This window comes from Streptomyces sp. NPDC047072 (genome assembly GCF_040643855.1).
GTDB lineage: Bacteria > Actinomycetota > Actinomycetes > Streptomycetales > Streptomycetaceae > Streptomyces.
On sequence record NZ_JBEYVC010000008.1, the window covers coordinates 1 to 23,000 of the forward strand.

A 23,000-nucleotide genomic window follows, 5' to 3' on the forward strand; every position below is an offset into this window, starting at 1 on the left:
GTCGCCGCGGCCCGCCGCAACAGCCCCGGTGGCCAGGGCGGCGGTGCCCTCGGCGCCGGTGCTCCCGGCGGGGCCGGTGCGGGCGGCGGCGCCCTCGGTTCCGGTTCGCCCTCGGGCGGGCTGCTCGGTGCCGGTCAGGGTCCGCGGGCCGCGCTGCCCGGCAGTGGTGGTCAGGGTGGTCGTCCCGGTGCGCCGGGCGGACCGCGCGGGCCGCAGGGTCCGGGTATGCCGCCGCAGGGCCGGCCCGCTCCGGCGGGTGCCGGCGCCGGTTTCGGCGGTCAGGCCCCCGGTGCTCCGCAGGGCCTGCAGGCCGCGGGCACCGGTGGTCCGGGCCAGGACGCCTTCAGCAACCAGGACGCCTTCGGCAGCGGTCAGGACGCGTTCGGCGGCAGCCGGAACCCCGTGCCCCCGCAGTCGGCCCCGAACCAGGGCGGCGGTGAGCAGGGCCGGCGCCGTCGGCCGCTGCTGCCGGGCCGCGGTGGCCCCCGGGCCGAGCTGCCGGGCGGCGACCCGCAGCCGCGCACGCCGAGCTGGAGCGACGAGAACGCCCAGCCGCCGGTGCCGCGCGCCTCGCTGGACGCCCCGCGCGGCCACGACGAGCAGGACGTGGCGCAGACGTCCCGGATGCCGCGGATCGACGACCGCCAGAACCCGGCGACCACATCCGAGTTCCCGCGGCCGGACTTCGACGCCCCGCAGAACACCGGCTCCTACCCGCGCCCCCAGGACACGGGATCCTTCCCGCGCCCCGGCACCAGCAGCCCGCAGGACACCGGTTCGTTCCCCCGTCCCGGCACCAGCGGTCCGCAGGACACCGGCTCCTTCCCGCGGCCTCCGGCTCCGCAGAACCCGTCGGCCGGCAACGGGCAGTACGTCCGCTCCGACGTCTTCGGCACCCCTGGCGGGCAGCCGGGCGGGCAGCACAACACCGGTCATCAGACGGGCCAGTTCGCGAGCCCGCAGGCGTACGACAACAGCTCGACGGGTCAGTTCGCCGTGCCGGGCTACGACGGCAGCTCCACGGGTCAGCACTCCCTGCCGGGCCGTCAGAACCCCGGTTCCACCGGGCAGTTCGAGCGCCCGCAGGACTTCGGCGCCCCGCGGCCGCCCATGCCGCCGCGGCCGCAGCAGCGTCCGGCCCGTCCGGAGCCCGAGGCGCTGCCGCCGGCGTCGGGTCCCGGCGACGGCCGTACCCCGCTGTACGACACCCTGGAGACCAACTGGTTCCACGGCAGTCAGAACGGCGGCCAGAACGGCGTTCAGCAGGGTGCCCAGCCGACGAACGGCAACGGCGCCCCGGCCCCCCGGCAGCCCCAGCAGGCTCCCGCGGCGGCCGCCGCTCCCCAGCGTCCCACGGCCACCTCGTCGTGGCGCTCCTCCCCGAACGACGAACTCGTCCGCCAGGCGGAGCGCGTACGGCAGCCGGCCGCGGGCGGTGTCACCACCTCCGGTCTGCCGCGCCGGGTCCCCAGGGCGAACCTCGTCCCGGGCACGGCTCAGCAGCAACAGCACCAAACCGGTCCGCAGGTCTCGCGTGCGCCCGATGACGTACGCGGCCGGCTGACCAATCTCCGTCGGGGTATCGCGCAAGGTCGTCAGGTCGGCGGTAACGGCCAGACGGGCAGCTTCCCGAACCCCACTCACCAGCAGGAGCGTTAGTTGAGCCCGATGAGCCAGGCGGCACAGAACCTCAACTGGTTGATCACCAACTTCGTGGACAACACCCCCGGGGTGTCCCACACCGTCGTCGTGTCCGCCGACGGTCTCCTGCTGGCCATGTCCGAGGGCTTCCCGCGCGACCGTGCCGACCAGCTGGCGGCCGTCGCGTCCGGGCTGACCTCGCTGACCGCGGGCGCCTCCCGGATCTTCGAGGGCGGCAACGTGGCCCAGACGGTCGTCGAGATGGAGCGGGGATTCCTCTTCCTCATGTCCGTCTCGGACGGCTCGTCGCTGGCCGTGCTCGCCCACCCGGAATGCGACATCGGCCTCGTCGGCTACGAGATGGCGCTGCTGGTCGACCGCGCGGGCGCCGTGCTCACGCCCGACCTGCGCGCCGAACTGCAAGGCAGTCTGCTCCACTGAGCCCCACCGGCACCACCCGTCTCACGAAACAACCGTCCGGCCGCCACAAACCCCCCACCGGCCCCCCGACGGCTCGCCCGATCGACTTGCTGTCCTGCCCGGAGGATTCATGACCCCGCCCACCGCCTCTCATGATCCGTACGCGGAGTCGTACGAGGATGAGGGCGACCAGCCGCTGGTCCGTCCGTACGCGATGACCGGCGGCCGGACCCGGCCGCGCTACCAGCTCGCCATCGAGGCCCTGATCAGCACCACGGCCGACCCGGCGGCGCTGATGGGGCTGCTCCCCGAGCACCAGCGCATCTGCCACCTGTGCCGCGAGGTGAAGTCGGTCGCCGAGGTCTCGGCGCTGCTGGCCATGCCGCTGGGTGTGGCCCGGATCCTGGTCGCCGACCTCGCCGAGGCCGGCCTGGTCGCCATCCACCAGCCGGGCGGCGACGAGAACAACGGCGGCGCTCCGGACGTGACGCTGCTCGAAAGGGTGCTCAGTGGACTTCGCAAGCTCTGACGGGGGCCGGGCCACCACCTCCGCGAAGATCGTGGTGGCGGGTGGCTTCGGTGTCGGCAAGACCACGTTCGTGGGTGCCGTCTCCGAGATCAACCCGCTGCGCACCGAGGCCGTGATGACGTCCGCGAGCGCGGGCATCGACGACCTCACCCACACCGGGGACAAGACGACCACCACGGTCGCCATGGACTTCGGCCGCATCACGCTCGACCAGGACCTGATCCTGTACCTCTTCGGTACGCCCGGACAGGACCGCTTCTGGTTCATGTGGGACGACCTGGTCCGCGGCGCCATCGGCGCGATCGTCCTCGTCGACACGCGCCGTCTCGCCGACTGCTTCCCCGCCGTCGACTACTTCGAGAACTCCGGCCTGCCCTTCGTCGTCGCCCTCAACGGCTTCGAGGGACACCAGCCGTACACGCCCGAGGAGGTGCGCGAGGCCTTGCAGATCGGGCCAGACGCACCGATCATCACGACGGACGCCCGACACCGCTCGGACGCCAAGAGTGCGCTGATCACGCTGGTGGAGCACGCACTCATGGCCCGTCTGCGGTAACGCCCTCAGGGTGTGCCGTTCCGTCCCAAATCAACAGTGCTGTACGGCAGTTGTCGTAGATGCACCGGAGCCGGCTGTGGCCTTGGACACGGTCGGCCCCGGTGTTCATAACGTTTCGGCAGAGGAATCGGTTCAATCGGCCACGCGTGGTTGCCGACCGGTCTCACTGTGCTCACAACGGCCCCGCCTTTTGGCGGGGCTCGCTCTTTATGACCGTTTTATCTGGGGCTTACATCACTCGGAATCCGCGCGTACCAATGTTTGGAGGTGCGCACGCCGTCGTGCTGGAATGCCTGAACTGCCCAATAGTCAAAGACGTACTCATCAGTCGATGACGAACCGGGCTCTGAGACACTGCGGCACAACGTAGGTGCCGACCGCCGGAAGGTTGTTGGTCGAGTGAGGCGAAGCAAGAACGGTCCCGAGCCGTCGGCGCGGGGCAACTTCACCCCGCCGCCGCGCGGAGCGGCGCCCGCCCCTGTGCCCGTACCCGAGCCGACGGCCGCGCCGGCGTCGAGCGGAGGCCGTTTCTCGCCGCGCAACTGGCGCGTGCCGACCCGGCTGAACGCGATCCTGCTCATACCCGTGATCGTCGGGCTCGTCATGGGCGGCTTCCAGGTGAAGAGCTCGATCGACACCTGGCAGCAGGCCGAGGACGCGGAGAACACCGCGCGCCTGGTCCGGGCGGCCCTGAGCTACGGCGACGCCCTCTACAACGAGCGTGACGTCTCCGCGGCCCCCCTCCTGGAGGGCAAGGGCCAGGACGACCCGACGGTCGTCGCCGCCCGCAAGACCACCGACAAGGCCGCCGACGTCTTCGACGAGGCCGCCCAGAACATGCCGCAGAAGGCGGGCCTGGAGCGCCGCCTCAAGCTGTTCCGGGACGTGGAGCCGCAGCTTCAGACGCTGCGTGCGGGCGCCTACACCTCCTCCAAGCTCACCGGCGTCAAGACGGAGGAGGGCTACGTCCAGGTCGCCCACCCCCTGATGGAGTTCGCCAACGAGCTGGGCCTGGGCACCGGAAACATCACCAGCTACGGCCGTACGGTCTACGCCATCGCACTGACCAAGGCGTCGCTGTCGCTGGAGCGGTCCATCGGCATGCACCTGCTGATCAAGCCCGGCCCCGGTCTGAGCAGCTTCGCCAGCCAGAAGGTCGCCCTCTCCTCGTACGCCTATCTGGAGGGCATCGCCGTCGAGGAGTACATCGGCGGTGGCACCGAGGCCGACGCGGCCAAGCTCGACGCGGCCAAGAAGCAGATCCAGACCGACGGCGCCGCCCTGGCCAAGCAGGCCGCGGCCAAGGACCCGAGCTACGTCCCGCCGCCGTCCGACCCCGTCCAGATGGTCACCGGCATCGCCTCGCTGCCCTCCATGGACCCGAGCGCCCGCCAGGCCCTCGCCAAGGACGGCATCTCGGCCACCAACTGGTGGGCGGTCAACACGCTCAAGTACAACGCCTACCGCCAGATCGAGTCGGACATGGCCGACACCGCGGTGAACGAGGCCGCGAGCATCGCCGACGACGCCAAGCGTGACGCCCTCATCGTGGGTGCCGCCGTCGTGGTCGCCCTGCTGCTGGCCTTCATCCTGGCCGGTGCGGTCGCACGCCAGATGTCCCGCTCCATGCGCCAGCTGCGCAACGCCGCCTTCGGCATCGCCGAGCAGCGTCTGCCGATGCTGGTCGACCAGCTCTCCCGCACCGACCCGGGCCGGGTCGACACCCGGGTCGCCCCGATCCCGATCCACACCAAGGACGAGATCGGCGAGGTCGCCCGCGCCTTCGACCAGGTCCACCGCGAGGCCGTACGGCTCGCCTCCGAGCAGGCCCTGCTGCGGGGCAACATCAACGCGATCTTCACCAACCTGTCCCGGCGCAACCAGTCGCTGATCGAGGGCCAGCTGACCCTGATCACCGACCTGGAGAACAACGAGGCCGACCCGGACCAGCTGGAGAACCTCTTCCGCCTGGACCACCTCGCGACCCGTATGCGCCGCAACGGCGAGAACCTCCTGGTCCTCGCCGGCGAGGAGCCCGGCCGCCGCTGGGACCAGCCGGTCCCGCTGGTCGACGTGCTCCGCGCCGCCTCCTCCGAGGTGGAGCAGTACGAGCGCATCGAGCTGTCCGGCGTCCCGGAGGCCGAGATCCACGGCCGCGCGGTCACCGACCTCGTGCACCTGCTCGCCGAGCTCCTTGAGAACGCCACCACGTTCTCCTCGCCGCAGACCAAGGTCCGCGTCACCGCGACCCGGCTGCCCGACGGCCGCATCATGATCGAGATCCACGACAAGGGCATCGGCCTGACCGCCGAGGACTTCGCGGACATCAACCACAAGCTCGCGAACCCGCCGACCGTCGACGCCGCGATCTCGCAGCGCATGGGCCTCTTCGTGGTCGGCCGGCTGTCCGACCGGCACGGCATCCGGGTCCAGCTGCGCCCCTCGGGCGAGCAGGCCGGCACCACCTCGCTGGTCATGCTGCCCGACGCGATCACCCACGGCGGTGGCGGCGAGCAGCAGCCGCAGCACGACGAGTTCACGGTCTCGCAGATCATCCCGGAGCAGCAGTACCAGGGTGAGGACTTCAACACCGGTCTGCCGATGCGGACGGCCGCGGAGCTCGGCTTCGACGACAGCCGCTACTCCGAGGTCCCGGACGACATACGCGAGCTGGACCCCGTCGGCCGCTCCCTGATGCGTGAGGAGCGCCGGGCGGCCCTGGAGTCCCAGGCGCAGCCCTCGGCGCTCCAGGGCCCGGAGAACGGCTCGTACGGCGAGTCCTTCGACGGCCCGCAGACCGGCTTCGAGGGCCGGAACGGCTACCCGGAACAGCAGCCCGCCGCGTTCGACCAGCGGACGGCGTACGAGGAGCCTCAGCAGGCACCGTACGAGGAGCCCCGGCAGCCGTCGTACGACGAGCCGTACTACGCGCCGAACGGCGGTCTACCGCAGAACGACACCTTCTCGTCCAACGGCGGCTACCCCGACCCCGCGTATGCGGAGCCGGTCCGCGAGGAGCCGGCGACGGCGCACGCGGCCGCCCCGGAGACCTTCCCGGGTCTTGAGGAGCGCCGCTACCAGGATGACTGGCCGCAGCCGGACGGTTACCAGAACGGCTACCCGGACCAGTACGCTCCGGAAGCGGAATCCGTGCAGGCCGCTGACGCGGGCGAGCGGGACCGCGTAGGCTTCGAACGTCCGGGACCGGCCCCCTCCGCCGTCCACGAGATGACCGACGCCGGGCTTCCCCGCCGCGGCTCCACCGGGAGCGGCGCGAACGGCTCGCCCGCCTCGAACGGCACGAGCAGCGCGGGCAACCTGTTCGGCGCGCGGCCCGTGGACCCGGAGCCGTCGGCCCCCGCGGCGGAGACCAACGGCAGCGACATCTGGCGCTCGGCCAACGACGAGCGCTGGCAGCAGGCCTCCCAGCTCCGCAAGCCCAAGGCGGGCGGGGTCACCTCCTCCGGCCTGCCGCGGCGGGTACCCAAGGCCAACCTGGTCGAGGGAGCCGCCGAAGCCACCCCCCAGGGAGGCCCCTCGGTCTCCCGTGCCCCCGAGGACGTCCGGGGCAGGCTGAGCAACCTGCGTCGCGGTGTGCAGCGCGGCCGCAACGCAGGCAGTGAAACGAACGGTCAGGGCTTCGGCTCTGACAGCACCTACAACCAGGAGCGTTAGTGTGAGCCCGATGAGCCAGGCGGCACAGAACCTGAACTGGTTGATCACCAACTTCGTGGACAACACCCCCGGGGTGTCGCACACGGTGGTGGTCTCCGCCGACGGACTCCTTCTGGCGATGTCCGAAGGCTTTCCGCGCGACCGGGCCGACCAGCTCGCGGCCGTCGCCTCCGGTCTGACCTCGCTGACCGCGGGTGCCTCGCGCATCTTCGAGGGCGGCGCCGTGAACCAGACGGTTGTGGAGATGGAGCGGGGATTCCTCTTCATCATGTCCGTTTCCGACGGTTCCTCCCTCGCGGTTCTCGCACATCCGGAGGCGGACATCGGCCTCATCGGGTACGAGATGGCCCTCTTGGTGGACCGTGCCGGTTCGGTCCTGACCCCCGATCTTCGTGCGGAGCTCCAGGGCAGCCTGCTCAACTGACAGACAGACGGTGCGTTTTGGCGTCCCGGGGCCGTAAGGTTTCGGGACGCGGCTCCACAGTGATGGGTGCCCGGCGCAGTCGGAGGAGGAGAGAAAGTGGCAACACCCCCAGGTGGTTCATCTGGCAATTGGTCGTACGGTCCTGGCCAGGGCCAGAACGACGGTTCCCAGAACCCGAACCGCTACAACTTCCCCTCCGCACCGAGCCAGCGGCGCCAGCAGCCGTACGCGCCCCAGGGCCCCCAGGGTCCCGGTCCGTCGCCGTACGACCAGCCGCCGGCCCCGCGCATCCAGCCCGTGCAGCCGCAGCGACGCTCTGAGCCGGCGCCCGCGGGGGCGTCGAACAACCCCTTGGTGCGCCCGTACGCCATGACCGGCGGCCGGACGCGCCCGCGCTACCAGCTCGCCATCGAGGCGCTGGTGCACACCACCGCGCAGCCGCACCAGATGCAGGGCCAGTTGCCCGAGCATCAGCGGATCTGCAACCTCTGCCGAGAGATCAAGTCGGTGGCCGAGATCTCGGCCCTGCTGACGATCCCCCTCGGCGTGGCCAGGATCCTCGTCGCCGACTTGGCGGAGGCGGGACTGGTCGCCATCCATCAGCCCGGCGGCGACGAGAACGCCGGCGGCCAGCCAGACGTGACACTGCTCGAAAGGGTGCTCAGTGGACTTCGCAAGCTCTAGCGGCGGTCCTTCCCGCTCCACCACCTCGGCGAAGATCGTGGTGGCGGGTGGCTTCGGCGTGGGCAAGACCACGTTCGTCGGGGCCGTCTCGGAGATCAACCCGCTGCGTACCGAGGCCGTGATGACGTCCGCGTCAGCCGGCATCGACGACCTCACCCACACCGGGGACAAGACGACCACGACGGTCGCCATGGACTTCGGCCGCATCACGCTCGACCAGGACCTGATCCTGTACCTCTTCGGTACGCCCGGACAGGACCGCTTCTGGTTCATGTGGGACGACCTGGTCCGCGGCGCCATCGGAGCGATCGTCCTCGTCGACACGCGCCGTCTCGCCGACTGCTTCCCCGCCGTCGACTACTTCGAGAACTCCGGCCTGCCCTTCGTGATCGCCCTCAACGGCTTCGACGGCCAGCAGCCGTACAACCCGGACGAGGTGCGCGAGGCGCTGCAGATCGGCCCGGACACCCCGATCATCACCACGGACGCCCGGCACCGGGCGGACGCGAAGTCCGCGCTCATCACGCTCGTGGAGCACGCGCTCATGGCGCGCCTGCGGTAGCAAGACCGCGGAACGACAGAAGGGGGCGCCCTCTCCGACGGGAGAGGGCGCCCCCTTGCTCTGTACCCACTCATGCTTGAGGGGGCCCACCCGGACGGGTGGGCCCCCTCAAGGAGCTCAGTGCCAGCTGTGCGGGGCCCTGAAGCCGCCCTCGCGCTCCAGGCGGCGCCAACCCGCCTTGGGGTGGGGGCGGGCGGGCTCGGTGGGGTGGGCGGCGGCGCGGGCCAGGAGGACGGCCGTGATCGCGGCCACTTCCTCGGGCTCGGCGTGGCCCTTCTCGACGCGGATGTCGGGGAGGTTCATGGGTGTCAGTCTCCGTGAGAGAGGTTTCCGCCGGATTACTGCGGGGGGTTGCCGTGTTTACGGGAGGGCAGGTCCGCGTGCTTGGAGTGCAGCATCGCAAGGGACCTGATGAGGACCTCGCGGGTCTCCGCGGGGTCGATCACGTCGTCGACCAGGCCGCGCTCCGCCGCGTAGTACGGGTGCATCAGCTCGGACTTGTACTCCTTGACCATGCGGGCCCGCATGGCCTCGGGGTCCTCGGCCTCGGCGATCTGGCGGCGGAAGATGACGTTGGCCGCGCCTTCCGCGCCCATCACGGCGATCTCGTTCGTCGGCCAGGCGTAGGTGAGGTCCGCGCCGATGGACTGGCTGTCCATGACGATGTAGGCGCCTCCGTACGCCTTGCGCAGGATCAGGGAGATCCTGGGCACGGTCGCGTTGCAGTACGCGTACAGCAGCTTCGCGCCGTGGCGGATGATTCCGCCGTGCTCCTGGTCGACGCCCGGGAGGAACCCGGGGACGTCCAGGAAAGTGACGATCGGGATGTTAAAAGCGTCACACATCTGGACGAAACGCGCAGCTTTTTCCGACGCCTCGATGTCCAGGACACCGGCCAGCGACTGGGGCTGGTTGGCGACGATGCCGACGACCTGGCCGTCCAGGCGGGCCAGCGCGCAGATGATGTTGCGCGCCCACCGCTCGTGGACCTCCAGGTAGTCGCCGTCGTCGACGATCTCCTCGATGACCTTGGCCATGTCGTACGGCCGGTTGCCGTCCGCCGGGACCAGGTCCAGGAGGACGTCACCGCGCCGGTCCGCCGTGTCCGTGGGCTCCACGCGCGGCGGGTTCTCACGGTTGTTCTGCGGCAACAGCGAGAGCAGGTAGCGGACTTCGGCGATGCAGGTCTCTTCGTCGTCGTAGGCGAAGTGGCAGACGCCGGAGGTCTCGGCGTGGACGTCGGCGCCGCCGAGGCCGTTCTGCGTGATCTCCTCGCCGGTCACCGCCTTCACCACGTCGGGACCGGTGATGAACATCTGGGAGGTCTCGCGGACCATGAAGACGAAGTCGGTCAGGGCGGGGCTGTAGGCCGCGCCGCCCGCGCACGGGCCCAGCATCACCGAGATCTGCGGGATGACACCCGACGCCTTGGTGTTGCGCTGGAAGATGCCGCCGTAGCCGGCGAGGGCTGAGACGCCCTCCTGGATACGGGCGCCCGCGCCGTCGTTCAACGACACGAGCGGCGCCCCGGCCGCGATGGCCATGTCCATGATCTTGTGGATCTTCGTGGCGTGGGCCTCGCCCAGCGCGCCGCCGAAGATGCGGAAGTCGTGGGCGTAGACGAAGACCGTACGGCCCTCCACCGTGCCCCAGCCGGTGATCACACCGTCGGTGTACGGCTTCTTGGCCTCCAGGCCGAAGCCGACCGCGCGGTGCCGCCGCAGCTGCTCGACCTCCTGGAAGGACCCCGCGTCCAGGAGCAGCTCGATGCGCTCGCGCGCGGTCAGCTTGCCCTTGGCGTGCTGTGCCTCGGTCGCCTTCTCGCTCGGCCCGGCCAGGGCCGCGGCACGGATCTCGTGCAGCTCGGCCACCCGTCCGCGCGCGTCCGTGGGCTCACCCGTCGACTCACCCGGCGCCTCATCCAAAACGGTCATGTAGCGACCTTACGAAGCCCCGCGAGGAAAGCGAGCCGTCGACTCCGTACAGTCTCCGGCCCGTTTTCCTGGTGCGACTGAACAGAACCCCGGAGGCATGCAAGCCTTCCGACTGCTCAGGGGGGCTGTCGGTTGTAGGGGTCGTACAAAGTCAGGTCGTGAGAGTCACCTCACACCGGTGGGTGGCGCAGGTCGTGCCCGGGGTGATCCGCAGGTGCAGCCGGCGGCCCGTCGCCCGTACCTCGACCGTGTCGTCCGCCCGGATCACCGCGCGGACCGGGTGGTCCCAGACGATCTCCAGCGGTTCACCCGTTCGGGGCGGCTCGCTGACGCAGAGGGTAGCGGTCCGGCCCCTGCGCCGGACCAGCACGCTCGCCCCGGCGGAGGCGGTCAGCGGGCCCGCGGTGCCGGCCTGCCAGAAGTTCGCCGCCGTGAGACCGAGGGGGCCGAGGTGGACGGCCTGGCGGGTGCCGTCGTTGGCGAGGACCGACAGCCAGTGCCGGTCGGCGGCGCGGGTCGCGACGGTGCGGCGGGAGGCTCCCGGCAGCAGGACGTAGGCGTAGGTGGCGTCCACCGGGTCGGTGCCGTGGTCGAGCCAGAGGGTCTGCCAACGCCGGGTGCGCTGTTCGGTCGTAGAGCCGGTGTTGATGTCGGACCAGGCTCCGGTGCGGTCCTCACGGAGGGCGCGGAGATCGCCGTACGGGATGAGCCAGCCGCCGTGGCCCTCCAGGTGCGCCCAGCCCCTCCCCCGTACGAAGGGCTGCGTGCCGCCCTCCCCCAGGTTGCGGTTGTCCACGACCGTCTCGACCGGGACGCCGTCCGCGCAGGTGATGCCGGCGCCGAGGCAGATCACCGCGTCCGCCGCGCAGAACCAGGACTTGCGGGCCTCAAGGGTCGAGCCGAGGCCCTTGAGGTGCTGGCCGATCGCCGCGTACTCGCCGTCGGTGGTGCCGCCGACCCAGCGGACGTCCGGTTTGGGCTCGCCCCATTCGCCGCCCGCGCGGTCGGGAAGGGGCTTGGTGGAGACGGTCGTGCCGGGGAGGCGGTACCAGTCGACGGTGGGCCAGTACCAGTCCGTGTACTGATCGGCCCGGCCGCCCGTGCCCTCCGCCCACCAGGAGACGAGACCGGCTCCCGTGTGCCAGCCGCGCGGGTTCTCGCCGTTGCCGCACTCGTAGTGGGCGATGCGGTCACTGGCCATGGCGATGTTCGCGACGAAGTGCGGGCGGCGGTGGACGGCGCGGTCCATGGCGGCGAAGAGGTGGTGGCCGGTGGGTTCGGGGAGGGCGGGGGTCTCGGATGCGGCGACGGCGTGGAGTCGGGCGAGGTCGGCGACGTCGAACTGAGGGGCCGTCAGGATCGGTGTGACGGTGTCCCGTTGGATCCATCCTTTGATACGGCCGTGCCAGCGCGTTCGCTCCGACTCGCTCGCGCCCGCCGCCAGCAGCGCGATCGCGGCGATGATGCCCTGGCCGTGGAAGTGGTCGCCGCGCATCACATGGCGGTCGTCGCTCTTGAGGTAACCCCTGCTGATCGCACGGCCGTTGACGCTGTCCATCACCAACCCGTCGTGGATCAGCGGGGCGTAGGCGTGCTCGACGCTGTCGAGGACGATCTGCCGGTTCGGGTCGGTCACCTCCCACGGGGAGCCGGCGAGCAGGGCGAAGAGGCGGCCGAGGCCGTCGAGCATGACCTGGCCGTAGGTGCCGGAGTAGGCGACCCAGGTGTGCTGGACGAAGGAGCCGTCGGCGTGGAGGCCGTCGCCGTGGGTGACGTACGGGAAGACCGGCGAGAGGCCGTCGCGGGCGAGGGCGGTCTTGGCGTCCTCGCGCCCCAGGATGCCGCGCAGGGCGACCGAGCGGCACAGGTCGACGCGGTTGGCGCCGGTGGAGGTGCCGGAGTAGTCGGTGAGCATGGTGTCGGGGATGAAGTGGTCGACGGCGGCGCAGGCGGCCTGGACGCGGGCCGGGCCGAGGTCGTCGTAGAGGGCGGCCGTGATGTCCATGAGGAGGCGGGGGCTGCCGATCTGCCATTCCCACCAGTTGCCGTAGCGGGTGGTCGTGGGGTTGTAGACGGTTTCCGTGAGGTGGTCGAGGCCGCGCAGGACGTCCGCGAGCAGTCCCGGGTCCCCCGTCGAGCCGGTGCCCTGCTGGACGTAGGCCCGGGCCATGGTCCACAGGCGGCTGTAGCTCTGGGTGATGCCGGCCGGGGGGTCGTAGGGGAGGCCGGGCCAGAGGGAGGTGGGGGTGGGGGCCATGGTGTCGCGGAAGCCGCGGGCGAGGGTGCCGGTCTCGGCGAGGCGGGAGGCGTAGGGCTCAGCGGTGGGGTCGTAGCCGGTGCCGAGGGCGATGTCGAGCCAGCGGCGGCGGAGGGTGTCGTGGGGGTCGGGGGCGGCGGCGCGGCTCACGGAGGTGCTGGTCGCGAGGAGGGCCGCCGCGAGGAGGACGGCTCTGCGGGTGAGGTGCATGGGGTCCCCGTGGGGTGGGTTCATGCCCTGGGCATCTACCACCACAGAGGCTTCACGCCAACACTTTGCGGATGATGTTGAAGCCGCAACGGAATAGGTCTACGGTCTCCCGTGTTGAGTAGTTCAACATTCAACGTCCTGACCCCGAAGGAGCACGTCATGACGAACGCAGACCTCTCCGCGCTGACCGGCGACTACACGATCGACACGGCCCACTCGACGATCGGCTTCACCGTCCGGCACGCGATGGTGACCAACGTCAAGGGGAAGTTCCTCGACTTCAGCGGCTCGCTGCACCTCGACGGCAGTGACCCGTCGGCGTCGACGGCCTCGATCGACGTCAAGATGGACAGCATCGACACGGGGTCCGCGGACCGGGACGGTCACCTGAAGAGCGCCGACTTCTTCAAGATCGACGAGTTTCCGACGATGACCTTCCGCTCCACCAAGGCGGAGGCCCTCGGCGACGAGGACTACCGGATCACCGGTGACCTGGAGATCCTCGGCACGACCAAGCCGCTCACCATCGACCTGGAGTTCAACGGCTCGGCGAAGGACCCCTTCGGCAACGAGCGCGTCGGCTTCGAGGGCAAGGCCGAGATCAAGCGCTCCGAGTGGGGCCTGACCTGGAACGCGGCCCTGGAGACGGGCGGCGTCCTGATCTCCGACAAGATCAAGCTGAACTTCGACATCTCGGCGATCAAGAACGCGTGAGGCGTCGGCGCGGGCACCGGTGAGTCGTGGACTCGCCGGTGCTTCGTCGTTTCCTCACCCGCCGCCGAGACGGCGCCGGAAGTCCTCGGCCACGGTGGTGCCAGCGGCGTCGAGCAGGCGGACGGTCACCGGGTGCAGCAGCAGGCTCGTCACCGCGCTGGCGAGCTCCGGCAGCCTGCGGCGGAACCAGCCCAGCGCGTACTCCATGGTGGTCAGGTCCGGCTCGGGCGCCGTCGCGGACTCCTCCACCTCGTCGAGGAGTTCACGGGCCCGCCCGGCGTCCGGCGCGTCCGCCGGGACGAGCTCCCGCAGCCGGGCGAACTCGGCGCGCAGCACGGCCAGTTCGGCGTCGGTGACCGGGTCGGGCGGGGGCCCGCCGACCGTGGCCTGCGAGACGGTGTTGTGCCGGCCGACGACCACCTGGCCGGACACGGCGTGCGTGCGGACGTCGTAGTGGTCGGGCCGGTCGGCGGGGTGCTCTCGGTCGGGGGCGGGGCGGTCGGCCATGGGCGGTCTCCTTCGGGTGGGGGGTCAGGTGGTCGGCGGGTCAGGTGGCCGACCAGGTCAAGTGGCCGACGGGTCAGGTGGTCGACGGGTCAGGTGGTCGACGGTGTCGGCTCGGTGGGCCCGGGGCCCGGTGTCGTCTCGGACGGCGGGGGCGAGACGGGGACGTCGGTCTCCGACGGCGGTGCGCTGGGGCCCACGGGCGAACTGGGGGCGGCTGCCACGCCGACCCCGGTGACCTCCATGTACAGGTCGTCCTGGCCCCAGTCGTCGCGGATGGTGACCCTGGCGTGGTACGTGCCCGGCGCGCCGGGCTTGAAGGTCACGGTGAACCGGCACTCCCGGGACCCCGCCGGCGGCGGGCAGGCCGTCCGCCGGACCTCCCAGTTGGTCTTGTCGGACACGGCCAGGGTGTTCTCGTCGTCGCAGGGCAGCCAGGCGTCGAAGACGACCTCGTGGGTCTCCCGCTCATGCGCCCTGACCTCACCGAAGGTGGGTGCGGGCATCTCGAAGCGCACGCACTGCCCCGAGCCGTCGGGCGTGGCCGGCCTCGGGACGGACGCGGGGTCCGAGGCCGTCGGCGACGAGACGCTCGGCCGCGGCCCGGAGGGTAAGGGGTACGAGGGGTGCGGCCTCGGCGGCGGGGAGTACGCGCTGTACACGGAGGCCGCCGGAGCGGACGGTCCGGCGACGGCCGCGTGCCCGTCATCGGCGTCGGCCATGGAGACGAAGACCCCGCCCCCGATCAGGGCCGCCACCGCGGCCCCGATCACCGCCGGGTTCGTGGCGAGCGCGCTCAGCCCGGACTTGCCCGCGGTGACGGTGCCCTTGCCGCCCGCGCCGAGCGAGTTGTGGAGCGCCGCGGCACCGGCTCCGGCCCCACCGCCGACCGCCACCCCGGCGACCAGGGCCGCCAGCCCCAGCGCCTTTCTGCGCACCTCCTCCTCGTGCGTGAAGTAGGCGTGGTCCGCGGCCGAGCCCAGCGCCACGGCGGCCGCCCCGCCGTGTTCCAGGACAAGTCGCCAACTGCCCCAGCGCAGTGACCGGGCCAGCACGGGAGCCGCGGCCCGGGCCAGATCGCGTACGGCGGTGTGGTCCTGGCGCCGGGCCGCGTCCGTGAGCACCCTGCGGATCACGGGAGCCTCGGCCGCGGCCTGCTGCCGGGTGGCACTGGCCCCCAGCCAACGGGTCACCGCGGCCGCGAACTCCCCCGGGTCCGGCGCCCGCCCGGTACGCCGGGCGACGAGCGCGGCGAGTTCACCCCGACCGCGCCACGCCGGACCGTCCCGCTCGACCAGGTGCAGGTTCTCCAGGGTCTGGAGGGCGGGGGTGGTGGAGGCCGGGGCATCGACAGTGGAGGTGGGCGAAGGGCCGCCAGACAGCGCGTCCAGGAGCCGTGAGGACACCGGCAGGGGCGCCAGGGCCGACAGCACCCGCAGCAGTCGTACGGCGATGTCGTCCAGCCCCTCGGCCAGACCCACCGCCCGCGCCGCCTCGTCGGGGGCCCAGAGGCTCATCCCGGCACCGTCCCCCGCGGTCTCCACCCCCTCCCCCGCGCTCTCCCCCGCCCGCACCGCGGCCGCCGCCTGTACCAGGGTGAGCGGGTGTCCGCGTACCGCGCCGGTCAACTCCCGTACGGTGGCGCGCTCTTCGCCCTCCGGTGTGCGGCGCAGTTCCCGGGCGAGCAGGTCCAGGGCGGCGGCCTCGGGCAGTCCGCCGAGGCGCAGGGTGCGCGCCTCCTCCGAGGGGCAGCGGTCTACGCCGGCCACCAGGAGGTCGCAGCCGGGGGCCGCGTCCGCGAGGGCCGCGAGGTCCTGTGGTGTCCCCGCGAAGTCGTCGACGACGAGCAGCGCCTGGACCGTGCCCATCAGCCGGCGCATCCTGGCCGGTTCGGGCTTGTAGTCCTCGGTCTCGAAGCAGGCGTGGAAGAGCTCCTGGACGACGTCCTCGACCGGGAGCCCGGCCGCCGGCAGGTAGACGAGGTCGCGCTCCCGCGCGGTCTGTTCGGCCGCGTAGTGGCGGAGCAGGGCGGACTTGCCGATGCCCGGGGGCCCGTACACCTGGACGAGGTGGCCCGCGCCCAACCACTCGTCCACGGTGGCGAGTTCGCCCTCCCGGCCGAGCAGGGCGGCGGGCCTGCGGGGCAGGGCCCGGCCCGCCGGACGGTCGCGGCGGCGCACCGCGGGCGGACCGTCGGAGCGCAGGGCCACGGAGGAGCCCTGCTGTGCGTTGATCACCACGTTGTGGTCGCCGACGACGATCTGCCCCGCGACGTCCCCCTCGACCCGCAGTGTGCTCGAACCGGCCATGTGCTCCCCGTGCTTCTCGCGTTCGGGGGACCATCGTGCGGCGGTGCGTGCGGCACCCACGGGACAGTTCGCTTATTGCGGGGAAGTTGAACGTTTCTGTCCGTACGGGACACGGACCGGGCGCACAGCGCGGGCAACGGCGGTCACGCGTCCCGGGTCCTGAGCAGTACCGACCCCGCCGCGAGCAGCGCCGCCGCGTACGCCGCGAGGACGCCGAGGCCCGGCCAGGGGCCGATCGGGAGGTGGTCCAGGTTCTTCGTGGACTGGATCGCCAGGCCGGCCGGCATCGGGGCCCAGCGCTGGAGGCGGTGCTGCCAGGTCGGGGAGGTCAGGAGGTCGGACAGGAGGGGGATGACGTAGAGGAGGGCCAGGCCCGTGGTGAGGGCGGCGGCCGTGTCGCGCAGGAGGGCGGCGAGGGCCAGGCCCAGGAGGGTCACCAGGGTCAGGCAGAGGACGGAGCCGGCCGCCGCGCGGAGGGTCGCGGGGGCGGTGAGGGTGGGGGCGGGGAAGCCGTTCGCCGGGAGGATGGCGCGGGCCACGGCCAGGGAGGCGAGGATCGCCGCCGCGGCCGCCGCCCCGACGCCCGCCGACAGGGCCGTCGCCTTCGCGGTGAGGACCCGGGTGCGGGCGGGCATCGCGGTGAAGGTCGTGCGGATGGTGCCGGTGCCGTACTCCGCGCCCATCGTCAGGGCGCCGAGGACCAGACAGGTGGCCTGGCCGAGCCAGACGCCGGTGAGGCTCAACTTCACCGTGTCCTCATGGCAGTCGGCGGGCAGCGGGCAGACCCTGGAGGTGAGGGAGGCGGTCGCGGCGGCGCCGACCGCGACGGTGAGCGCCACCGTCGCCGCCAGCAGCCACCAAGTGCTCGGCAGGGTACGGAGTTTGGTCCACTCCGCGTGCAGCGCCCTCACGCGTCCCTCCGGCGCAGGCTCCAGGCGGCGAGCAGCAGCGCGGCGAGCGCGTAGGCGGCGAGGACCGCGAGCCCGTGCCAGGGGGCCAGGGGGTAACAGCCGCTTCCCGGGATGCAGTTGTGGTCGACGAAGCGGGGGTACGTCACTCCCTGCTCGATCGCGAAGGCCGCCGCCGGGGTCGCCCGCAGCAGCCAGTGGGCGACCGGGAGGGGGAGGGCGAGGGAGAGGATCTGCGGGAGGATCACGAGAACGGCGACGATCGCGATCGCGCCCGCTCCGGTACGGAGCAGCACCCCTGTGCCCAGGGCCAGGACGGCGACCAGGGTCAGCAGCAGCGCACTGCCCACGACCGCGTGCAGGGCCGGTTCCGCCAGGAGGGACAGGTCGGGGAAGGCGGGCGGGGTGAAGCCGTTGTCGCGCAGGGTGGACTGGGCGAGCGTGAAGCCGAGGGCGGTCGCGGGCAGGGCGACGGCGAAGGTGACGGCCGAGAGCACCAGGGCCTTCGCCGCGAGCACCTTCGTCCGGGCCGGCGTCGCCGTGAACGTCGTGCGGAGCAGGCCCCGTTTGTACTCGCTCGTCACGAACAGCGCGCCCAGCGCGACCATGAACAGGACGCCGACGAAGACCCCTTGGAAGCTCATCTGGACGGTGTCGCCGCGGGTGAGGTCGGGGGCGATGTCGCCGCGCCCGGTGAGGGTGTAGGTGCCGGACGCGGACACGTGTGTGGTGCCGGGCCGGGCGTCGGCCGCGGTCGGGCCGCTCGGGATGCCGCCGCTCACGTCCGCGCTCGCCCACCGGGCGCCCGCCGGGGCACCTTCGGCGGTGAGGTGGTCGAAGGTGCCGGTCGCCTCTCCCCCGCCGGCGGTCTGGGAGGTGCCGCCGAAGGAGCGCTGCACGACCTGGTGCATCGGGGTGGCGACGAAGGCTCCGACCTGCACGGTGTCCGGCAGTCCGGCCAGTCGTACGGCCTCGATCGCCGTCCAGTCCCGGCCGTCGTGTGACATGTAGCCGGTCACGCGGTCGCCGCCACGGGTCAGCCGCAGCCAGACGGGGCCGTCGGTGGCTCCCCCCGAGGTGTCATGGGTGAAGTCCCACTGCATGCGCACCCCGTGGTCGCCGGTGGCCATGACGGCGGCGTACGGCGATCCCGGCTTCAGGCTCTCCTTGAGGATCAGGCCGGCTTTCGCCCAGGGCTCCAACTCCCCGCCGTCCGCGCTCTTCAGGCCGGTCACGCGGACCGTGACAGTGCCGTCGCCGGTGAGGGTGCGGTGGGCGGTGTGGAAGCCGTCGGTGACGACGGTGCCGTCGGGGGCGAGCGTCACGGCGGGGCCGCCGCTGGTGACCGAACCCGCGGCGCCCAGCTGGGAGACGGCGACGGTCACGGCCGCCGCCAGGGCGAGGACCAGCGGCCAGGCGCGGACCGTACGGAACTTGGTCCACTCGGCCAGCAGCAGACGGCCGAACCCGGCCTTGGCGGGGTGCAGTTGAGAGCGGTACGACGTGCCGGTCGGGGTGGGGGTCGTGGTCACCGTGTCACCTCGTCGGCTGCGGTGGTGCTGCTGAACTCGGCGGCGTCCCTGGTGAGTTCCATGTACGCCTCCTCCAAGGTGGCGCGGTGGGCGCCCACTTCGGCGAAGGGGATCTCGGCGGCGGTGAGGAGTTCGACCGTGCGGCGGGCGGTGAGGCCGGTGACGGTGAGCGCGTCGCGGCCGGTGACGGCGACGGTGGCGCCCTCGCGGGCGAGGAGTTCCATCGCCTGCGTACGGGCGTCGGTGCGCAGGGCGACCCGGTCGCCCGAGGCGGCGGCGAGCAGGTCGGCGACCGTCCGGTCCGCGATCAGGCGGCCGCGGCCGATGACCACCAAGTGGTCGGCGGTGTCCTCCAGTTCGCTCATCAGATGGCTGGAGACGAGGACCGCGCGGCCCTCGGCGGCGAGGCGGCGCAGCAGGCCGCGGATCCACTGGATGCCCTCGGGGTCGAGGCCGTTGACGGGCTCGTCGAGGATGAGGACCGGGGGGTCGCCGAGCAGGGCGGCGGCGATGCCGAGCCGCTGACGCATGCCGAGGGAGTAGCCGCCGGCCCGGCGGCGGGCGGCGCCCGTCATGCCGACCTGGTCGAGGACGTTGTCCACGCGGTGGGTGGACAGGCCGTGGGAGTGGGCGAGCCAGCGCAGGTGGTCGCGGCCCTTGCGGCCGGGGTGCAGGGCGGCGGCGTCCAGGAGGGCTCCGACCTCCAGGAGCGGGGTGCGCAGGGCGTGGTACGGGCGGCCGCCGACGAGTGCCTCGCCCTCGTCGGGGGCGTCCAGGCCGAGGATCGTGCGCAGGGTGGTGGACTTGCCGGCGCCGTTGGGACCGACGAAGCCGGTGACCGTGCCGGGCTCGACCGTGAAGGAGAGGCCGTCGACGGCGAGGGTCCGGCCGAACCGCTTGCGCAGGTTGCGGACTTCGATGGTTGCGTCGCTCATGGGGAGGGAGGCTAGGTCGGGGTGCGGGGTGGTGTCGTCACGCTGCGGGGGTCCCCCGTGTGGGGGACGTGGCGACGGGGTGGGGTCGGCACAATGACCGTTCGGGGGTGCGGTGGGTCCGGCACCGCCGGGGAGCGCCGTGGGGGTGCGGGCCGTCGTGGCGGAGAGGGGGACGGCGAGTGATGAAGGTGCCGGGTGGGGTTCGTGCCCTTCCCGCCGTACTGGCCGTGTTCGCCACCACGGAGGTGTTCGTCCGCGGTGGTCCGGGCAGCGGTCTGGCCACCCTCGTGCTGCTCGCGCTCGCCACCACCCTGCCGCTCGTCCTGGTTCTCGGGGGTGAGCGGCTCGCGCGGGTGGGGGCCGCCCTCGCGCTCAGTGCGGTCGCGGTGCTCGCGCTCACGTCCTTCCGGGCCCTCACGCTCGCCGGGGTCGTCGCCCAGCTCGTCTGCGTGTACGTCCTGGGGCGGGCCGGCGCCGGACGGGTGGCGGCCGGGCTCGTCGTGCCGTACGTCGTCGTCGCCCTGGTCGTCGGGGACGAGGGGACCCGGATCGTCGCCGTGCTGGTGGCGACGCTCGCGTCGGCCGCCGCGGCGACCGGGGTCGCCCACCACACCCGCAGCACCGCCCTCGCGCACAGCGCCACCGAGCGGGCCTTCGCCGACACCCTGCTGGAGCACGCGGCCCGCGGTGAACGCGCGCGCATCGCACGGGAGTTGCACGACGTCGTCGCCCACCACATCTCGATGATCGCCGTACAGGCGGAGTCCGCGCGGCTGACCACGCCCGGGATGCCCGCCGAGGGCGCGGCGCGGCTGCTGGCCATCGGGGACACCGCGCGCGGGGCGCTGACGGAGATGCGGCGGCTGCTGGGGGTGTTGCGGGAGGACGCCGACCCCGGGGTGCAGCGGCGGCCCCAGCCGGGGCTCGGGCGGCTGGTCGAGCTGATCGACGAGTCCCGGGACGCGGGCGGCTCCCGCACCCGTCTGATCGTCAGCGGACCGGTGGCCCCGCTGGACCCGGGCGTCGAGGTCACCGCGTACCGGATCGTCCAGGAGGCACTCACCAACGCGCGACGGCACGCGAGAGGGGCGGCGGTGGATGTGGAACTGCGGTACGGAAAGGGCGAGTTGAGCGTGCGGATCAGGGACAACGGGCCTGGGCCCACCGGCTCCGGCCCGGGCGACTCCGGCGGGTCCGGCAACTCCGGCGGCTCCTCCGACTCCGGCGAGTCCAGAGGCTCCGGCGGGTCCAGAGGCTCCGGTGGTTCCGGAGGCTCCGGTGGTTCCGGAGGCTCCGGTGGTTCCGGAAGCTCCGGCAACCCCCACGGCTCCCCTGACTCCGGCACCCCCGGCCACGGCCTCCTCGGTATGCGCGAACGTGCGGCGACCCTCGGCGGCACCCTTCACACGGGCCCGGCCCCCGGCGGCGGCTTCCTCGTCGAGGCGAGGCTGCCGGTGGAGACCGGGGTGAGCGGGTGACCGGCGCGGCGGCGGTCCGCCTGGTCGTCGCCGACGACCACGAGATCGTCCGGGTCGGGTACGCCCAACTGCTCTCCACGCAGCCCGACTTCACCGTGGTCGGGACCGCCCGCGACGGCGCCGAGGCGTTGCGGGTGTGCCGGGCGCAGGACCCCGACGTGGTGCTGATGGACGTACGGATGCCGGTGATGGACGGGATCGAGGCGACCGAGCGGCTGCAGCAAGGGGCGGGCGCGCCACGGGTGTTGGTGCTGACGACCTTCGACCTCGACGAGTACGTGTACGACGCGCTCGCCGCCGGGGCCAGCGGGTTCCTGCTGAAGGACGTGACGGCGGAGCGGCTCTTCGAGGCGGTGCGGGTGGTCGCCGCCGGTCAGGCGCTGCTCGCGCCCGCCATCACCCGGCGCCTGATCGCGGAGTTCGCCCGGCAGCGCCCCAAGGCCCGTCCCCAGGGCACCCTTTCGTCCCTCACCCCGCGCGAGACCGATGTCCTGCGCCTGCTCGCCGAGGGCCTGTCCAACCCGGAGCTCGCCGAACGGCTGGGCGTGGGCGAGGAGACGGTGAAGACCCACGTCAGCCGCATCCTGTCCAAGCTGGGCCTCAGGGACCGTACGCAGGCGGTGGTCATGGCGTACGAGTCGGGGCTGATCGTGCCGCGGGCGGAGTGAGGACGGCCGGCGACGGTCGCCGCGCCCGGACCGGGAGCACCCACCACGCCGACGCCACCGTCAGGACCGCGCCGACTCCGATCGCGGCGAGGCGGGTCGGCAGGAGGCTGCTCGCGTTCTCGCCGAAGTAGCCGAGGAGGAGGGCGAGCGCGGTGGTCATTCCGGCCGCCCAGTAGGCGTAGTTGAGGGGGCGCAGCCACAGGGCGACCGCCAGGACCGTGAACATCAGGACCACCGAGACCGGGCCCGTCACCCCGGCCGCCGTCACGCCCGTCGCCAGCAGCGTGCCCGCGCAGGCGCCTGCCAGTCGCTGAACCCCCTTGCGCACGACGTCCGTTCGCCCCCGGTTGCCGCTCGCGGCGACGTACGCCGTCAGTACCGCCCAGGGCCAGTGGTCGTCGAAGAGCAGCCGCCCGGCGACGAAGGCGAGGGCGACGGCCGCCGCCATCTGGAGGGCCATCCGGGTGCTGGGGCGCGGATGCAGGGCGGACACCCGCCGGGGAGCGGGCAGTTGGGGTTCGTCGCGCCGGGGACCGAGGCGGTCGCCCACGCCCTGGACCAGCCACACGCACACCACCGCCAGCACCCCGATCAGCGCGCCCCACCCCCAGGTCACCAGCCCGCCCTGCGCCTCGGGTGGCAGCGCGGGGCCGGGGACGACCAGCAGGGCGATGAAGGGCAGCGTCATCAACGTGCCCGCCTTCGCGGCGAGTTGGCCGTAGCGGCGGATCCAGATGGGGACCGACATCCCCGCCGTGAAGACCGCTGCGCCCACCACGAAGTGGGTGACGATCAGCCGTCCGACGAAGATCGAGACCGCCGCGGTCGCCGGCAGCAGCACGAGCGAGACGAGTCGGCGGCGGGTGTCCGCGTCGCGCTGCGTTCCGGACAGGGTGAGGGCGAGGGCGACCGCCAGAACGAGCACGTCCGTGTGGAGCCCGGCGGCGCCCTCCAGCCACAGGGCGCAGGCCCAGCAGAGCAGTACGGCCGTCATCGTCAGGGCCGCTTCGTACGCGTTGCGTAGTAGTTTCGCGGTCACCGGTCGAGAGTACGGCCATAT

General features: G+C 72.3%; 19 protein-coding genes and 1 pseudogene. 11 read left to right on the plus strand and 9 right to left on the minus strand.

The window, feature by feature from the left end; all coding sequences use genetic code 11:
* The 8 genes and pseudogenes from ABZ896_RS05385 to ABZ896_RS05420 form a co-directional block, all read left to right on the plus strand.
* Nucleotides 1-1,659, plus strand: a pseudogene (locus tag ABZ896_RS05385) (hypothetical protein); the annotation flags it as partial.
* Between the two features lie 9 nt (nucleotides 1,660-1,668).
* The gene (locus ABZ896_RS05390; RefSeq protein WP_003973453.1) at nucleotides 1,669-2,082 is read left to right on the plus strand and encodes a roadblock/LC7 domain-containing protein; all 414 of its coding nucleotides are present in this window, start codon (nucleotides 1,669-1,671) and stop codon (nucleotides 2,080-2,082) included.
* A gap of 109 nt (nucleotides 2,083-2,191) precedes the next feature.
* Complete coding sequence (locus ABZ896_RS05395; RefSeq protein ID WP_360922281.1) at nucleotides 2,192-2,590, plus strand: DUF742 domain-containing protein; 399 nt, start codon at nucleotides 2,192-2,194, stop codon at nucleotides 2,588-2,590.
* Nucleotides 2,571-3,146, plus strand: a complete 576-nt coding sequence (locus ABZ896_RS05400; protein ID WP_360922284.1) for an ATP/GTP-binding protein — start codon at nucleotides 2,571-2,573, stop codon at nucleotides 3,144-3,146. Before ABZ896_RS05395 ends, ABZ896_RS05400 begins: the two co-directional genes overlap by 20 nt.
* 399 nt (nucleotides 3,147-3,545) lie before the next feature.
* The gene (locus ABZ896_RS05405) at nucleotides 3,546-6,821 is read left to right on the plus strand and encodes a nitrate- and nitrite sensing domain-containing protein (RefSeq protein WP_360922287.1); all 3,276 of its coding nucleotides are present in this window, start codon (nucleotides 3,546-3,548) and stop codon (nucleotides 6,819-6,821) included.
* A 10-nt stretch (nucleotides 6,822-6,831) separates the two neighbouring features.
* Nucleotides 6,832-7,245 (plus strand): roadblock/LC7 domain-containing protein, encoded by a 414-nt coding sequence (locus ABZ896_RS05410; protein ID WP_007384910.1) that lies wholly within the window; start codon nucleotides 6,832-6,834, stop codon nucleotides 7,243-7,245.
* A gap of 96 nt (nucleotides 7,246-7,341) precedes the next feature.
* The gene (locus ABZ896_RS05415) at nucleotides 7,342-7,929 is read left to right on the plus strand and encodes a DUF742 domain-containing protein (protein ID WP_164429757.1); all 588 of its coding nucleotides are present in this window, start codon (nucleotides 7,342-7,344) and stop codon (nucleotides 7,927-7,929) included.
* Complete coding sequence (locus ABZ896_RS05420; RefSeq protein ID WP_009314218.1) at nucleotides 7,910-8,491, plus strand: ATP/GTP-binding protein; 582 nt, start codon at nucleotides 7,910-7,912, stop codon at nucleotides 8,489-8,491. Before ABZ896_RS05415 ends, ABZ896_RS05420 begins: the two co-directional genes overlap by 20 nt.
* Nucleotides 8,492-8,608: 117 nt before the next feature.
* Here ABZ896_RS05420 and ABZ896_RS05425 read toward each other — a convergent pair whose 3' ends face one another.
* From ABZ896_RS05425 to ABZ896_RS05435, 3 genes are all read right to left on the minus strand, one after another.
* Nucleotides 8,609-8,794, minus strand: a complete 186-nt coding sequence (locus tag ABZ896_RS05425; RefSeq protein WP_360922292.1) for an acyl-CoA carboxylase subunit epsilon — start codon at nucleotides 8,792-8,794, stop codon at nucleotides 8,609-8,611.
* A gap of 35 nt (nucleotides 8,795-8,829) precedes the next feature.
* The gene (locus ABZ896_RS05430; RefSeq protein WP_360922294.1) at nucleotides 8,830-10,425 is read right to left on the minus strand and encodes an acyl-CoA carboxylase subunit beta; all 1,596 of its coding nucleotides are present in this window, start codon (nucleotides 10,423-10,425) and stop codon (nucleotides 8,830-8,832) included.
* 151 nt (nucleotides 10,426-10,576) lie between these two features.
* On the minus strand, nucleotides 10,577-12,892 hold the full coding sequence (locus ABZ896_RS05435) for a polysaccharide lyase 8 family protein (protein WP_360922575.1): 2,316 nt from the start codon (nucleotides 12,890-12,892) through the stop codon (nucleotides 10,577-10,579).
* A gap of 159 nt (nucleotides 12,893-13,051) precedes the next feature.
* Between ABZ896_RS05435 and ABZ896_RS05440 the strand changes: the two genes are divergently transcribed.
* On the plus strand, nucleotides 13,052-13,606 hold the full coding sequence (locus ABZ896_RS05440) for a YceI family protein (protein ID WP_360922297.1): 555 nt from the start codon (nucleotides 13,052-13,054) through the stop codon (nucleotides 13,604-13,606).
* Nucleotides 13,607-13,660: 54 nt separating this feature from the next.
* Here the strand turns inward: ABZ896_RS05440 and ABZ896_RS05445 are convergent, their stop codons facing one another.
* The 5 genes from ABZ896_RS05445 to ABZ896_RS05465 form a co-directional block, all read right to left on the minus strand.
* Nucleotides 13,661-14,113, minus strand: a complete 453-nt coding sequence (locus ABZ896_RS05445) for a hypothetical protein (RefSeq protein ID WP_360922300.1) — start codon at nucleotides 14,111-14,113, stop codon at nucleotides 13,661-13,663.
* Nucleotides 14,114-14,202: 89 nt separating this feature from the next.
* On the minus strand, nucleotides 14,203-16,479 hold the full coding sequence (locus tag ABZ896_RS05450) for an ATP-binding protein (RefSeq protein WP_360922303.1): 2,277 nt from the start codon (nucleotides 16,477-16,479) through the stop codon (nucleotides 14,203-14,205).
* Between the two features lie 83 nt (nucleotides 16,480-16,562).
* Entirely contained in the window at nucleotides 16,563-17,330 is a 768-nt protein-coding gene (locus tag ABZ896_RS05455; protein ID WP_360922306.1) for an ABC transporter permease, read from the minus strand.
* Nucleotides 17,327-18,859 carry a hypothetical protein gene (locus ABZ896_RS05460; RefSeq protein ID WP_360922309.1) on the minus strand — a complete coding sequence of 511 codons (1,533 nt, stop codon included), beginning with the start codon at nucleotides 18,857-18,859 and terminating at the stop codon, nucleotides 17,327-17,329. Before ABZ896_RS05460 ends, ABZ896_RS05455 begins: the two co-directional genes overlap by 4 nt.
* The gene (locus tag ABZ896_RS05465) at nucleotides 18,856-19,794 is read right to left on the minus strand and encodes an ATP-binding cassette domain-containing protein (protein ID WP_360922312.1); all 939 of its coding nucleotides are present in this window, start codon (nucleotides 19,792-19,794) and stop codon (nucleotides 18,856-18,858) included. The genes ABZ896_RS05460 and ABZ896_RS05465 overlap by 4 nt, the downstream gene beginning before the upstream one ends.
* A gap of 182 nt (nucleotides 19,795-19,976) precedes the next feature.
* On the opposite strand from ABZ896_RS05465, the gene ABZ896_RS05470 reads away from it, so the two are divergent.
* Together ABZ896_RS05470 and ABZ896_RS05475 are read left to right on the plus strand one after the other, a co-directional pair.
* The gene (locus ABZ896_RS05470) at nucleotides 19,977-21,272 is read left to right on the plus strand and encodes a histidine kinase (protein ID WP_360922314.1); all 1,296 of its coding nucleotides are present in this window, start codon (nucleotides 19,977-19,979) and stop codon (nucleotides 21,270-21,272) included.
* Nucleotides 21,269-21,940 (plus strand): response regulator transcription factor, encoded by a 672-nt coding sequence (locus ABZ896_RS05475; RefSeq protein WP_360922317.1) that lies wholly within the window; start codon nucleotides 21,269-21,271, stop codon nucleotides 21,938-21,940. The genes ABZ896_RS05470 and ABZ896_RS05475 overlap by 4 nt, the downstream gene beginning before the upstream one ends.
* Here ABZ896_RS05475 and ABZ896_RS05480 read toward each other — a convergent pair.
* A complete protein-coding gene (locus tag ABZ896_RS05480) occupies nucleotides 21,897-22,979 on the minus strand; it encodes an FUSC family protein (protein ID WP_360922320.1) in 1,083 nt (360 codons plus the stop codon). The two genes, ABZ896_RS05475 and ABZ896_RS05480, sit on opposite strands and share 44 nt — an antisense overlap.
* Nucleotides 22,980-23,000 lie beyond the last annotated feature (21 nt).

Coding starts and splice junctions, on each gene's coding strand:
- ABZ896_RS05445 (WP_360922300.1), bottom strand. CDS start 14,113: ATGGCCGACCGCCCCGCCCCCGACCGAGAGCACCCCGCCGACCGGCCC.
- ABZ896_RS05470 (WP_360922314.1), top strand. CDS start 19,977: ATGAAGGTGCCGGGTGGGGTTCGTGCCCTTCCCGCCGTACTGGCCGTG.
- ABZ896_RS05410 (WP_007384910.1), top strand. CDS start 6,832: ATGAGCCAGGCGGCACAGAACCTGAACTGGTTGATCACCAACTTCGTG.
- ABZ896_RS05435 (WP_360922575.1), bottom strand. CDS start 12,892: ATGCACCTCACCCGCAGAGCCGTCCTCCTCGCGGCGGCCCTCCTCGCG.
- ABZ896_RS05425 (WP_360922292.1), bottom strand. CDS start 8,794: ATGAACCTCCCCGACATCCGCGTCGAGAAGGGCCACGCCGAGCCCGAG.
- ABZ896_RS05440 (WP_360922297.1), top strand. CDS start 13,052: ATGACGAACGCAGACCTCTCCGCGCTGACCGGCGACTACACGATCGAC.
- ABZ896_RS05395 (WP_360922281.1), top strand. CDS start 2,192: ATGACCCCGCCCACCGCCTCTCATGATCCGTACGCGGAGTCGTACGAG.
- ABZ896_RS05430 (WP_360922294.1), bottom strand. CDS start 10,425: ATGACCGTTTTGGATGAGGCGCCGGGTGAGTCGACGGGTGAGCCCACG.
- ABZ896_RS05465 (WP_360922312.1), bottom strand. CDS start 19,794: ATGAGCGACGCAACCATCGAAGTCCGCAACCTGCGCAAGCGGTTCGGC.
- ABZ896_RS05390 (WP_003973453.1), top strand. CDS start 1,669: ATGAGCCAGGCGGCACAGAACCTCAACTGGTTGATCACCAACTTCGTG.